The sequence below is a fragment of the Streptomyces sp. NPDC007875 genome, from assembly GCF_042868035.1.
Classification (GTDB): domain Bacteria; phylum Actinomycetota; class Actinomycetes; order Streptomycetales; family Streptomycetaceae; genus Streptomyces; species Streptomyces antimycoticus.
In genome coordinates, this window is record NZ_JBIADZ010000002.1 from 480,080 (window position 1) to 491,430 (window position 11,351).

At 72.1% G+C, this 11,351-nt stretch carries 12 protein-coding genes; 5 read left to right on the forward strand and 7 right to left on the reverse strand.

All coding sequences use genetic code 11. The annotated features are described in order from the left end of the window. Positions 1 to 28 precede the first annotated feature (28 nt). The 5 genes from ACFYOY_RS05880 to ACFYOY_RS05900 form a co-directional block, all read right to left on the reverse strand. Positions 29 to 733, reverse strand: coding sequence for a DUF305 domain-containing protein (locus tag ACFYOY_RS05880; protein ID WP_351883465.1), 705 nt, complete (start codon positions 731 to 733; stop codon positions 29 to 31). Next, on the reverse strand, positions 730 to 1,398 hold the full coding sequence (locus ACFYOY_RS05885) for a DUF3105 domain-containing protein (RefSeq protein WP_351883463.1): 669 nt from the start codon (positions 1,396 to 1,398) through the stop codon (positions 730 to 732). Before ACFYOY_RS05885 ends, ACFYOY_RS05880 begins: the two co-directional genes overlap by 4 nt. Before the next feature lie 96 nt (positions 1,399 to 1,494). After that, positions 1,495 to 1,959 carry a hypothetical protein gene (locus tag ACFYOY_RS05890; RefSeq protein WP_351883461.1) on the reverse strand — a complete coding sequence of 155 codons (465 nt, stop codon included), beginning with the start codon at positions 1,957 to 1,959 and terminating at the stop codon, positions 1,495 to 1,497. A 186-nt stretch (positions 1,960 to 2,145) separates the two neighbouring features. After that, a complete protein-coding gene (locus ACFYOY_RS05895; RefSeq protein ID WP_388585043.1) occupies positions 2,146 to 3,246 on the reverse strand; it encodes an AMP-binding protein in 1,101 nt (366 codons plus the stop codon). 111 nt (positions 3,247 to 3,357) lie between these two features. Next, positions 3,358 to 4,722: an aldehyde dehydrogenase family protein gene (locus tag ACFYOY_RS05900; protein ID WP_388585296.1), complete on the reverse strand. Its 1,365-nt coding sequence runs from the start codon at positions 4,720 to 4,722 to the stop codon at positions 3,358 to 3,360. Between the two features lie 278 nt (positions 4,723 to 5,000). Between ACFYOY_RS05900 and ACFYOY_RS05905 the strand changes: the two genes are divergently transcribed. The 3 genes from ACFYOY_RS05905 (at position 5,001) to ACFYOY_RS05915 (ending at position 6,608) form a co-directional block, all read left to right on the forward strand. Beyond that, the gene (locus tag ACFYOY_RS05905; protein ID WP_137966655.1) at positions 5,001 to 5,720 is read left to right on the forward strand and encodes a response regulator transcription factor; all 720 of its coding nucleotides are present in this window, start codon (positions 5,001 to 5,003) and stop codon (positions 5,718 to 5,720) included. Between the two features lie 190 nt (positions 5,721 to 5,910). Next, positions 5,911 to 6,336, forward strand: coding sequence for a hypothetical protein (locus ACFYOY_RS05910; protein WP_351883455.1), 426 nt, complete (start codon positions 5,911 to 5,913; stop codon positions 6,334 to 6,336). A gap of 14 nt (positions 6,337 to 6,350) precedes the next feature. Next, positions 6,351 to 6,608, forward strand: coding sequence for a hypothetical protein (locus tag ACFYOY_RS05915; RefSeq protein ID WP_388585047.1), 258 nt, complete (start codon positions 6,351 to 6,353; stop codon positions 6,606 to 6,608). A gap of 82 nt (positions 6,609 to 6,690) precedes the next feature. Here ACFYOY_RS05915 and ACFYOY_RS05920 read toward each other — a convergent pair whose 3' ends face one another. Next, complete coding sequence (locus tag ACFYOY_RS05920; protein WP_388585050.1) at positions 6,691 to 7,035, reverse strand: hypothetical protein; 345 nt, start codon at positions 7,033 to 7,035, stop codon at positions 6,691 to 6,693. 82 nt (positions 7,036 to 7,117) lie between these two features. Beyond that, complete coding sequence (locus ACFYOY_RS05925; protein WP_388585053.1) at positions 7,118 to 8,911, reverse strand: cellulose binding domain-containing protein; 1,794 nt, start codon at positions 8,909 to 8,911, stop codon at positions 7,118 to 7,120. Positions 8,912 to 9,386: 475 nt separating this feature from the next. On the opposite strand from ACFYOY_RS05925, the gene ACFYOY_RS05930 reads away from it, so the two are divergent. Both ACFYOY_RS05930 and ACFYOY_RS05935 read left to right on the forward strand, forming a co-directional pair. After that, the gene (locus ACFYOY_RS05930; RefSeq protein ID WP_351883447.1) at positions 9,387 to 10,307 is read left to right on the forward strand and encodes a dihydrodipicolinate synthase family protein; all 921 of its coding nucleotides are present in this window, start codon (positions 9,387 to 9,389) and stop codon (positions 10,305 to 10,307) included. A gap of 25 nt (positions 10,308 to 10,332) precedes the next feature. Continuing rightward, positions 10,333 to 11,334, forward strand: coding sequence for a proline racemase family protein (locus tag ACFYOY_RS05935; protein WP_351883445.1), 1,002 nt, complete (start codon positions 10,333 to 10,335; stop codon positions 11,332 to 11,334). The last annotated feature ends 17 nt before the right edge of the window (positions 11,335 to 11,351 follow it).

The window sequence follows — 11,351 nt, forward strand, 5'->3', positions numbered from 1 at the left end:
GGGGGGCGGGGGCGCCATCGGCGGGGCGTCAGGAGGACGCGCCGCGTGCCTTGAGCATGTCGGCCATCAGCTGGATCTCCGACTGCTGGCCCTGGACCATGGTCGTGGCCAGATGCTTCTCGGTCGGGTCCTTGACCAGTTCGACCGCGCCCTTCGCCATCTCGACGCCGCCCTTGTGATGGGCGGTCATCAGCTTCAGGTAGAGCACCTCGGCCGCCTTGCCCTTGGCCTTGCGCAACTCGTCGAGCTGCGTGTTGGTGGCCATGCCCGGCATGAGCGAGCCGTCGTGCGGCTTGTACGTGCCGCCGCCGTCCATGCCCTTCATCGAGCCGTGGTCCATGCCGTCCATGCCGTTCTTCATCCACGTCATGGGCGGGTCCTCGGACGTCTTGTCCAGCCCCCACATGTCCAGCCAGCCCTGCAGCATTCCGCTCTGGGTGGCCTGCGTGCTGGCGATGTCGAACGCCAGCCGCCGCACCTCGTCGTCGCCGGTGCGGTCGCGCACGATGAACGACATCTCCACCGCCTGCTGGTGGTGGACGGACATGTCGCGGGCGAAACCGGCCTCGGCGGAGGTGTCCTTCGGCGTACCCGTGTCGGTCGTGCCCTCCGAGCGGTCGCTCGTCAGCCACAGCACGGCCACCGCCACCAGCGTCAGCAGCGCGAGGGCGGCGGCGATTCCCGCTACCAGCGGCTGGCGTGCGGCGCGGCCGACGGCGGTCCCGTCGCTCACGATGTCTTTCCGTTGGTGCAGTAGGCGCCGGGCTCGGGCGTCTGCTTGCCCTGGACGAACTTCTTGAAGAAGGCGGCCACCCGCGGGTCCGACGCCTTCTGGATGTCCAGCTGGTTGCCCCAGGCGTTGAGGACGATCGGGGCGTCCTGCTCCTGGTAGGGGCTGATCATCGAGTACGGGGTCTTCTTCACCCGCTCCGAGAGGGCGGCGATGTCCTCCTTCGACGCCTTGTCGGTGTACGTCACCCACACCGCGCCGTGCTCGAGCGCGTGCACCGCGTTCTCCTTCGCCAGCGGCTTGGTGTAGACGTCGCCGTTGCAGTTCTGCCAGACCTGGTTGTGGTTTCCGCCGACCGGCGGCGACATCGCGTACTTCACCGTGCCCTGGACATGCGTCCGGCCCAGGTTCTTCCAGGTCTTCATGCCCTTGAACTCGCCGGTCTTCACGACCGCGGAGGTGACCTTGGCCTCCTTCTCGTCCTTCTTGTTGCTCGCGTCGACGAGGAAGTAGCCCCCGACGGCGAGTCCGGCGACGATCACCGTGACGGAGGTGATGGTGATGGCCCGGAACCTGCGCTCGCGCGCCTTCTCCGCGCGGCGCAGTTCCTCTATCTTCGCGCGGCGGTCGGCCGCGGTGCCCTTCGTCTTCGATCCCTTGGAGCCCATGGCTGTCCTTGTCCTCGGAGTACTCAAAGTTCGCGCAGTTCGCGCAGTTCGCACGCTGGATGGGTGGAGCGGTGCATCGCGGTTACCGGCGCCGGCCTAGGTCCGAAGCACTTGGAGCTGATGGAGGCCGAGGGCGCGGACGGGGCGGTCGGGCGGCGCCCGGACGGAGTCCGGATTCCGGTGGCCGCCGGGCGGCGGAACCTCGGCGAGGAAGAGCGGGGGTACGGGCGTGGGCACCAGGGCCTGGACCACGCCCCGGGGGCCCGTGACACAGTCGTCGCTTCCGGTGCCGGTGCCGGAGCCGGAGACGTCGGACGGGCCGTGCCCGGGAGACGGATAGGTGACCGGCTCCTCGTGCGGCTCGGCCCACGCGGCGGTGTCCGTCGGGCGGCGCGGGCACCCCGTCGACAGGCCGTTGTGATCGGCGGCGGGATGGACGCACGAGGGCGCCACCCATATCGCCGCGGCGAGCAGCAGCACGGCACGGCAGAGGACGGACGGCACGGTGCCGCGCACCGCGTCCCTCCGTATGTGGCCCTCTCCGCCCTGCCCTCTGCCCATCGCGCCAGATCGTAACCACTGCGACTGTCGCGACTGAATGGGTCCATGGCGGAACGTGGGCAAACGCCTGGTGGGGGCCTGGCGTCAGCCGCGCCGTCCGGCTGCCTGAGGTGGCCCGGCGTCAGCGGCGCCGCCCCGCCGCCCGCCGTATGCCCCCCGCCGTATGCCCCCGCCGTATGCCGCCCGTCAGTAGACGCCCTCGATCACGACCTCGTCGTCGAACATCGCGACCGGCCCCACATCCGCCACCGAGTCCCCCACCGCCCCCTCGGGCGGCGGGACGCGGATCGCCAGATCGCGCTCGAGGTTGTTCGGCAGCAGAGCGGACTTGCTGACGTGGTTCATCACCACCTGGCCGCGCTCGCCGTACGGCACCGGCTCCCCGCTCGCCGGGTCCACCACAGAGAAGGTGACGAAGGGCGTGCGCGGATCGAAGACACACGGCTCGTCCGGGCCGAGCCCCAGCCGCTCGGTGGCGCCGCCGAGGATCATGGTGTTGCCGTAGGTGCCGTAGAGCGCACAGCCGGGGAAGACCTCGGTGCGCAGCAGATCGCGGGTGTCGGCGTCCATATGGGCGCCGCCCCACATGATGCCCTTGACCTTCTCCCCGATCAGCTCGATCAGGTCGTCATGCCGGGCCAGCCGCTCCAGCAGCGGCGGGGTGGTCATCAGCACCCCGATGTCCTGGGTGCGCAGCACGTACGCCGCCTGCTCCACCAGGTGGCTCACATAGGCGTCGGTCTCCTCGGCCTTCCCGGCGGAGATCAGCTTCTTCACCCACCGCGGATCCATGTCGACGCGGAACATCAGCCCACCGTGCCGGGCGGCCGTGCCCGCGACCATCTCGCCGACCATATGGGGGCCGCTGGGCGCGATGGCGAGCCAGTCCACCCCGCGCGGGATGCCCAGCCCGTCGAGGTCGGCGCTCAGCCCGTGGGTGAGACGGTCCAGCCAGTCGCGCAGACACACGATCCGCTTGGGCGCGCCGGTGGTGCCGCCGCTTTCGAAGACACCGACGATCCGGGTGTCGGCGCCGTAGCCCTGGGGGATCAGATCGCGCACCGGCACCTCGCGCAACTCCCCGGTGACATTGGGGAAGAGGGCGAGATCGGCGACGCCCTTGACGTCCCGGCGCGGGTCGAAGTCCAGCGTGCGCGCCTTCCGCAGCCAGAACGGGGAGCCGGTGTCCGGGCCGAAGTGCCACTCCATGGCGGCGCGGATGTACTCGTCGGGGTCGGGGCGCTCGTCGAAGGGGATGTCGAGCACGGAAAGGGAAGCTGTCGGCACGGGTTGCTCCTCATGCTCCTCGTGGGGGACAGACGACGCCGGATCGGCGCCATCGGGGACAGGCGGCGCGGGATCGGCGCCGTCAGGACGGGCGACGCCGCGTCGGCGCCGTCAGCCGCGGATGACGGCCTTCGTACGCATCAGGAACTCGCCGAGATACGCGTCGTGCGGGATGCCCGGGGCGATCCAGTGCGTGGGGTGGTCCCCGATGTAGAGGTTCTTGACGGACGGCTCGGCGAGCAGCGCGTCCAGCAGCGCCTCGTCCCCGGTGATCGCCGTGACGACCAGGCTGTCCCGGAGCGCGGCGACCCCCGCCGCACGCGTCCAGGGGGCCACCCAGACGCAGGGGAACGACAGCTCCATGCCCAGCCGCGGGTCCCGCGGATCGTCGAGCTGGAAGACGGCGGGGCGCAACACCGCGCTGCCGTCGCCGAGGTCGTCCACCACTCCGTCGCCGCCCAGCCACGCCCGGGCGCCCGCGGCCTTGCCGAGCAGCAGGCGCTCGAAGCCGCGCGCGGTCTCGAGCGGATGGACCGGCGGCACCGCCTTCTCGTCCTGTGGCGGCAGGCTGGGGAGCGCGGCGAGCCGTTCCGCCAGCGCCTCGGCGACCGGCGCCGGATCGCCCTCCACGAGCACGGCGGTGGCGTTGACGCACGCGGTGCCGCCATGGCGGGCGATCGAGTCGACGACGACCTCGAGGTGGTCGCGCCACTCCCGGTCGGCGGTGAGCAGGACTTTGGAGCGGCCGGGACCGTTGGGCAGCACGGCCGGATCGGTGGCGTAGCGGTCGATGACCTCCTGCCCGCCGTAGACCATGGACAGATCCGCACCGTGCAGGATCTCCCCGGCCGCGTCGTGGTCGGTGGGCAGCAGCACCACCTGATCCGTCCCGAAACCCGCCTCGCGCAGTGCGCTGACCAGCCGGTACGGGGTGAGCGGCTCACGGCGGGAGGGGCGTACGGCCACCCGGTAGCCCAGCGCCAGCGCCTCCAGCCACAGGGCGTGCACGGCGGGGTGGTTTCCGGCGGCGTGCACGGCGAAGACATCGCCGCGCCGGATCCACACCGCGGTGCCGCTGCGGGCGTACGGATCGCGCCAGTCGCCCACCGCCCCCACCGGGCGGGCCGCCTGGACGCTGCGGTACGCCTCGGTGGCGCTGAGCCGTATCGCCTCCACGGCGATCCGCACATTGGCGAGCGGTGTGCCCGACATCCGGCACACCGCGCTCTCGTACGCCGCCGCCGTCATCCCGGCGACGGTGCCGGTGGCGAACAGCTCCCCCGCCCGCTTCAGCGCGGCCAGCCGCTCCTCCAGCGGCGGGGTGGCGGCGGCGTGCAGCGCGGCCAGGGCCCGGGTGACGAACAGCCGGGGCACGAGGGAGAGTTCGGCCATGGGGGTGCCGGTGACCTCGCTGATGGTGAGGCGGTGACGGGAGCGGTAGGGCCCTTTGGGGCCGAGGGCGTCCAGGGCCTGCAGGGTGTCCGGGGTGCGGGGGACGTGCGGCGCCTCCAAGGCGTCCGGGGCGTCCGGCGCGTCCAGGGCGTCCGGGGTGGTGGCGGGCTGGGACACGCTGGCTCCTTCGCGGGCGGAGGACACACCGGCTCCTGGGCGGGCGCGGCGGGAAAGGGGTGAACCACGCTTATCCCACGGCGCGGACGGGACAGAGTCAATTGGCCCAAAGGCCATACGGGCCCCTGGGCCGGGCCGGGCGCACCGCGGGCCACGTACCATGCCCGGCCGGAGGTGGTAGGGACATGGGAGAGACAGGTGGCGGTCGCGTCCTGGTGACCGACGACGACGCGGCCATACGGCGGTCCCTGGAGCGCGGGCTGCGGCTCAACGGGTTCTCCGTGACCCTCGCGGACGGCGGCCACGCCGCGCTCGCCGCGGTGCGCGACGGCGCGCCCGATGTGGTGGTCCTGGACATCTCCATGCCCGACCTCAGCGGTATCGAGGTGTGCCGCGCCCTGCGCGGGGACGGCAATGACGTCCCCGTCCTGATGCTCTCGGCGCTGGACGAGGTGGCCGACCGGGTGGCTGGGTTGCAGGCCGGGGGCGACGACTACCTCGTCAAGCCGTTCGCGCTCCAGGAGTTGGTGCTGCGGCTGCACGCCCTGCTGCGCCGCCGTCCGCCCGCTGCCACCGACCGGGTGCGGGCCGGTGCGCTGGAGATGGCGCCGGAGGCCCGGGAGGCGTGGCTGGACGGGACGCCGCTGCGGCTCACCCGGCGCGAGTTCGAGCTGCTGGACATGTTCGCCCGCAACGCCGGGATCGTGCTCACCCGCGATCAGCTGCTGGACCGCGTCTGGGGCTATGACTTCGAGGTGCGGACGGACGCCGTGGACACCTTCGTCAGCTATCTGCGCCGCAAGCTGGAGGCGGGCGGCCGGCCCCGGATGCTGCACACGGTGCGCGGCGTGGGCTTCGTCCTGCGACCGTCAGGAACACCGGAGGGCCGTCCAACAGGCCCGTGAACGGGGGCTGTTCAGTGCCGCCAGGGGATTCCGCGGGGCGGTCAGGGCGTTCTGCCTGTTCGGGGCGATGCGGATGTTCCGGACGTTCCGGCCCACAGAATTTCCACAAAGAAGGCTCCTAGGTTTTTCCCTGGTCCGGGACGGCCCGACCCCTCCCGGGCCGTCCGGCCCCGAGGGAAGGAACAGCACCATGCACCGTGGAAAGAGCGTCATCGTGGCGTGTGCGGCCACCGCTGCCCTGCTCGGTCCGGTGGGAGTCGCGGCGGCGGACGGCAGCGCCCCGGCCTCGACACCGGCCGCCGCCCCGAGTGCGAAGCCGAACAAGGGGGCGGGGGACGGCTCCCAGGGGCTGTGCAAGCGTGCCAAGAAGATCGACAAGCGGCTGGACCGGGCGCTGAAGCGGCTGAAGGGCCAGGCGTCCGTCAAGGGGTCCGTGGCCCGGCTGGCGAAGCGGGTCGAGCGGGCGAAGAAGGCGGACCACACCGAGGTGGAGACCTTCCTCAACCACAAGCTCACCTTCCGCAGGTCCCTCGTGACCACGCTCGAGCAGCGGCAGAAGGACCTGTCGAAGGTCCAGACGTGGTGCGCCTCGCGTGGTGAGGGTTCCGGCACATGAGGCGCGGCCGGCCCGTGCGACGCGGCCCCTGGGCCGTGGCGGCCACGGCGGTGCTCTGCGCCGCCGTGGCCGCCGGCTGCGGCGGTGGCAAGGGCGATTCGGACGACGCGGGCGGCTCGGCCGGCCCGGCCGGCTCTTCGGGGTCGTCGTCCGCCCCGTCGGCCACCGCACCGGTTCCCTCCACCTCCGAACTCGACGAGCTGAACAAGCTGGTGGACGACGCCGAGTCGGCTGCCGACAAGGCGGACTCCGACGCGGCGAGCGACAACTGACGGCCGGCGTCGACTGAACCGGACGAGACCTGACCACAAGATGCCCGGAGGTCCCCGGCGCGGCATCGCGCCGGGGCGTCCCTCAGACGAGGGTGACCGAGGCGATCAGACCGGCGGTGGATCCGGCCGGTACGGGGTTGGCCTCGGTGCTGACCAGGTCGCCGCTCTCCATGACACCGGAGCCGCTGACGTCCACATGGACCCGTAGCCCGTAGTTGTCGCCCGGGGCCAGCTCACCCGGGACGGTGACACTGAACGGGACGTGGCCCCCCGGGCTCAGCGGCACATCGGTGAGGACCTGCGCCGCCACGATCGACTCGGGGGTATCGGAGCGGGACATGTTGCGCACCTCCACCACCACCCGCGCCGCCCGCCCGGCGGGGGCGTCGGGGGGCAGGGTCACGATGCCGCTCAGGACATTGCTCACTCCGAGATGTTTTCCCCCTGGACGGAGGACTTGTTCCGCCATCCGGGTGGGAACGCCGTTCGGGCCGGGTGGAGCGGTGTCGTCAGCCCGCGCAGGGGCGGCCGTTCAGGGTGAAGGACCCGGGCGGCCGGTTGCCGTCGTTCCAGGTGCCGAGGAAGCCCACGGAGAGGGAGCCGCCCGCCTTGACCCGCTTGTTGTAGTCGGCGGCAGTGGCGGTCACCTTCGCGCCGGCTTGCGTGAACTCCCCGTCCCACATTTGGGTCACCCGCTGGGAGTCGCGGAAGGTCCAGGTGACCCGCCAGTCGTCGAGGGGCTTGCGGGAGGTGAGGGTGACGGCGGCCTTGAAGCCGTCGGGCCATTCGGTGACCAGCTGGAAGCGGGCCGTGCAGTCGGCGTATGCGCGGGGCGTCCGGCCGGAGGGCGGCTTACCGCCGTGGCCGGAGGCGGAGCCGGAGCCGGAGTCGCCCTTGGAGGACGAGGGGGATGCGGAGGGGGAGTGACCGGGCTTCCTCGTCGAGCCCTTGCCGGGGTCGTGGCCCGAGCCTTCGCCCGGGTCCTTGCCGTCGCTCCCGCCCTTCGAGGGGCTCGGGGAGGCGGGCCCGCCCGGGTTGTGCGGTGAGGAGGTGGCGGGGGCCAGGCTGCCGTACGTCTCCTCCGGGCCCATGGACCCGCCGCTGCGGTCGTCGGAGTCCGTGGCGGTTCTGGTCAGCGCGACCAGTGCGGCGAGGGCGACGACGGCTATCACCGCCAGGATGACCGTCGTACGGGCTCTGCGTAACCGGCGGCGGGAGGCGCGGCTCCGGCCGACCCGATGCCCGCCGGCGCGGGCACCGCCCGCACCATCGGCCCCGCCCGCTCCGGCTCTGCCGTCCGCTCCGGCTCTGCCGTCCGCTCCGGCTCTGCCGCCCGTGTCACCGGCCCGTCTGCTCCGTCGCCCCCCGACCGCGTCCAGGACCCGGTCGCGCAGCCGCTCCCACAGCGGTGCGCGGACCGCGTGCGCGGTGGGCGCGGCGGCGCGGGCGCTCGGTGCGGTGCCCGGGGCCCGCCCGGCGAGCGCGCGGCGCCGCGCGAGATAGGGGTGCGCGCCCCAGCCGATGACCCCGCTCGTCAGCGCGCCGGGCAGCCCCTCGCCGTCCACATACATGCAGGTGGCGGCGTCACGGCAGGACCGGCAACGGGCGAGGTGCTGCCACAGGTCGGCGGGTGAGGGGGAGTCGGGTGCCCGGGTGGCGGCGTCCAGCAGCTTGGCGTAGCTGCGGCACTCCTCGTCGGTGAGGGTCTCCACATGGGCGCGCTGACACCGTTCACGGAAGGCCGCGCGGACCCGGGCGATCTCCTCGGTGGCGTACTCCGGGTCGTAGCCCAGCTGCCGGGCCACCGCCTCCGTGGACCGCGCCTCCACCTCGACCAGCCACAGCAGCTCCCCGTCCGCTTCCGGCAGATCCCGCAGAGCGCGCAGGGCGAGCGGCTGGTCGCGGGGCGGTGCGGCGAAGCGGGCGGCGAGGTCGGAGGTCAGCCACGTCCGCAGCTCCGGGTTGAGCCGGTCGCCGTGGCGGTGGGCGTGCCAGTCGGCGGCGGTCTTGCGTACCGAGGTCAGGAAGAGCGGAAGCCACGGGAGACGCTTGCCGAAGCCCCGGGTGCGGCGGTGGCGGGTCTCCCGAATACCCCGCCGGAATGCCTCGGTGGCGAGCCGCATCCCGTCTTCGGGAGTGGTCGTGCACAGTTCCGCGTAATCGGCGACCGCCTCCCAATAGGCGCCCAGCAGCGCCGTCGCGGAGGCCGCGCCATCGACTTCCTCGGCGGGCGCTTCGGCGAGACCGTGGCGCGCCGGGGAGCCGTCCCCGGGAGATTCCCAGGGCGATGAGTGGTCGGGCATGGAGGCAATTCCTCACTCAGGAACAGCGGCGCCCCCGCCGGGGGCAACCCTCTCATAAACGGGCCGCGGGGTGGTCAGCCAACAGCACAGCTCTGCCTCGGAGTTGGGGATTCCCCTTACGGGGCGGGCCGAGCCTTTCACGCCGGTGACCTGGCTGACAAGAGACGTAGAGCAGTCCCCGCTTTGGAGGATGAGCCGCCTGACAAGCCGTGAGGTCGAACCGAATTCAGGTGAATAGTAGTCACGTTCACTGCCCGATGCGACACAAAGTTCCATGCCGCAAAAGGTCCAGACCGCACCGTTCGCCGCGTGAACTCCTGTGCGTTTCCGGTGACCTCCGGCGCGGCGCGCCTATGTCTCCGGCTCGTCGTCCTCTCGCCGTGACCAGTCGCGTGCCGAGGTCTGTGCGGTGTGACATTGCACTGTTACCGTTGAACGGACAAGTGGCCTGGTCCCCTCCCCGAGAAGGTTCCGCATGCCCGAGATTCCCGGTGTTTCCGCGCCCTGGCGTGGCGTTCATGTCGCCACGGCGCTTCCATTTCATGACGATGACGAGCTGTCGGTCGACTACGAGGGGTACGCCGCCCATGTGCGGTTTCTCGCCGAGCACGGATGTGACGGGGTCTGCCCCAACGGGTCGTTGGGCGAGTACCAGACGCTGACGGACGAGGAGCGGGCGCGGGTGGTGCGGGTGGCTGTGGAGGCGGCGCCCGAGGGGTTCGGGGTGATGCCGGGGGTGGCGGCGTACGGGGCGCTGGAGAGCCGGCGGTGGGCGGAGCAGGCGCGGGAGGCGGGAGCGCGGGCGGTGCTGGCGCTGCCGCCGAACAGCTACCGCGCCGACCGGGAGGCCGTGGTCGGCCACTACCGCGAGGTGGCGCGGGCCGGGCTGCCGGTGGTGGCGTACAACAACCCCCATGACACCAAGGTCGACCTCACCCCGGAGCTCCTGGCCGAGCTGCACGGGGAGGGGCTGATCGTCGCGGTCAAGGAGTTCAGCGGGGATGTGCGGCGGGCGTACGAGATCGCCGAGCGCTCCCCCGGGCTGGATCTGCTGATCGGCGCCGACGACGTCCTGCTGGAGCTGGGACTCGCCGGGGCCGTGGGGTGGATCGCCGGGTATCCGAACGCGATTCCCGAGACCACCGTGGAGCTGTACCGGCTCGCCACCTCGGGCGTCGGCGCGGACCTGGAGAAGGCGCTGCCGCTGTACCGCGCGCTGCATCCGCTGCTGCGCTGGGACTCCAGGACCGAGTTCGTCCAGGCCATCAAGGCGTCCATGGACCTCGCCGGGCTGCGCGGCGGATCCTGCCGGCCGCCGCGCTCGCGGCTGACCGGCGAGGTGGCGGCGCGCGTCGTCCGGGAGACCGAGACCGTGCTCGGGTTGGGGTACCGGTGAAGCGCCCCTCGCGGAAGGGGCGCCGGTGAGGTCGCGGCGGGTCCTGCACACCGTGGAGTCGCACACCGAGGGCATGCCCACCCGGGTGGTCACCGGCGGGGTGGGGACGCTCCCGGGCGCGACCATGGCCGAGCGCCGCCGGTGGTTCATCGAGCACCAGGACGATCTGCGCACCCTGCTGATGTACGAACCGCGAGGCCACTCCGCGATGAGCGGGGCCATCCTGCAGCCGCCGACCCGGCCGGACGCGGACCACGGAGTGCTCTTCATCGAGGTGTCCGGGGTGCTGCCGATGTGCGGGCACGGCACCATCGGGGTGGCCACGGTGCTGGTCGAGACCGGGATGGTCGAGGTGCGCGAGCCGGTCACCACCATCCGTCTGGACACCCCGGCGGGCCTGGTGGTCGCGGACGTCGCCGTGCGCGACGGGGCCGCGACCTCGGTGACGATCCGGAACGTGGCCTCGTTCTGCCTGGCCACGGATCGTACGGTGCGGGTGCCCGGCTTCGGCGAGGTGCGCTACGACATCGCGTTCGGCGGCAACTTCTACGCCATCGTGGATCTAGACGCCCTCGGGCTGCCGTTTGACCGGGCGGCGGGGCAGGAGCTGCTGACCGCCGGGTTGAAGATCATGGAGGCGGTGAACGCGCAGGAGCCGCCGCACCATCCCGAGCGGCCGGACATCACCGGCTGCCACCATGTCTATCTGAAGGCCCCGGGGTCGACAGCGCGCCACTCCCGCCACGCCATGGCCATCCACCCGGGCTGGTTCGACCGCTCCCCCTGCGGGACCGGCACCTCCGCGCGGATGGCGCAGCTGTACGCACGCGGTGAGCTGGGCCTCGGCGAGGAGTTCGTGAACGAGTCGTTCATCGGGACGCGGTTCATCGGGCGGCTGCTGGAGGAGACCACGGTGGCGGGGCTGCCCGCCGTCGTGCCCGCGATCACCGGGCGGGCGTGGGTCACCGGCACCGCGCAGTTCCATCTCGATCCCGACGATCCGTTTCCGGCCGGGTTTTTGATGTAGGGGGAGCGAGCGTGGCG

Excerpts from the sequence above, each read along its gene's own strand:
- ACFYOY_RS05890 (WP_351883461.1), bottom strand. The coding sequence starts at position 1,959 with ATGGGCAGAGGGCAGGGCGGAGAGGGCCACATACGGAGGGACGCGGTG.
- ACFYOY_RS05930 (WP_351883447.1), top strand. The coding sequence starts at position 9,387 with ATGCCCGAGATTCCCGGTGTTTCCGCGCCCTGGCGTGGCGTTCATGTC.
- ACFYOY_RS05925 (WP_388585053.1), bottom strand. The coding sequence starts at position 8,911 with ATGCCCGACCACTCATCGCCCTGGGAATCTCCCGGGGACGGCTCCCCG.
- ACFYOY_RS05905 (WP_137966655.1), top strand. The coding sequence starts at position 5,001 with ATGGGAGAGACAGGTGGCGGTCGCGTCCTGGTGACCGACGACGACGCG.
- ACFYOY_RS05885 (WP_351883463.1), bottom strand. The coding sequence starts at position 1,398 with ATGGGCTCCAAGGGATCGAAGACGAAGGGCACCGCGGCCGACCGCCGC.
- ACFYOY_RS05910 (WP_351883455.1), top strand. The coding sequence starts at position 5,911 with ATGCACCGTGGAAAGAGCGTCATCGTGGCGTGTGCGGCCACCGCTGCC.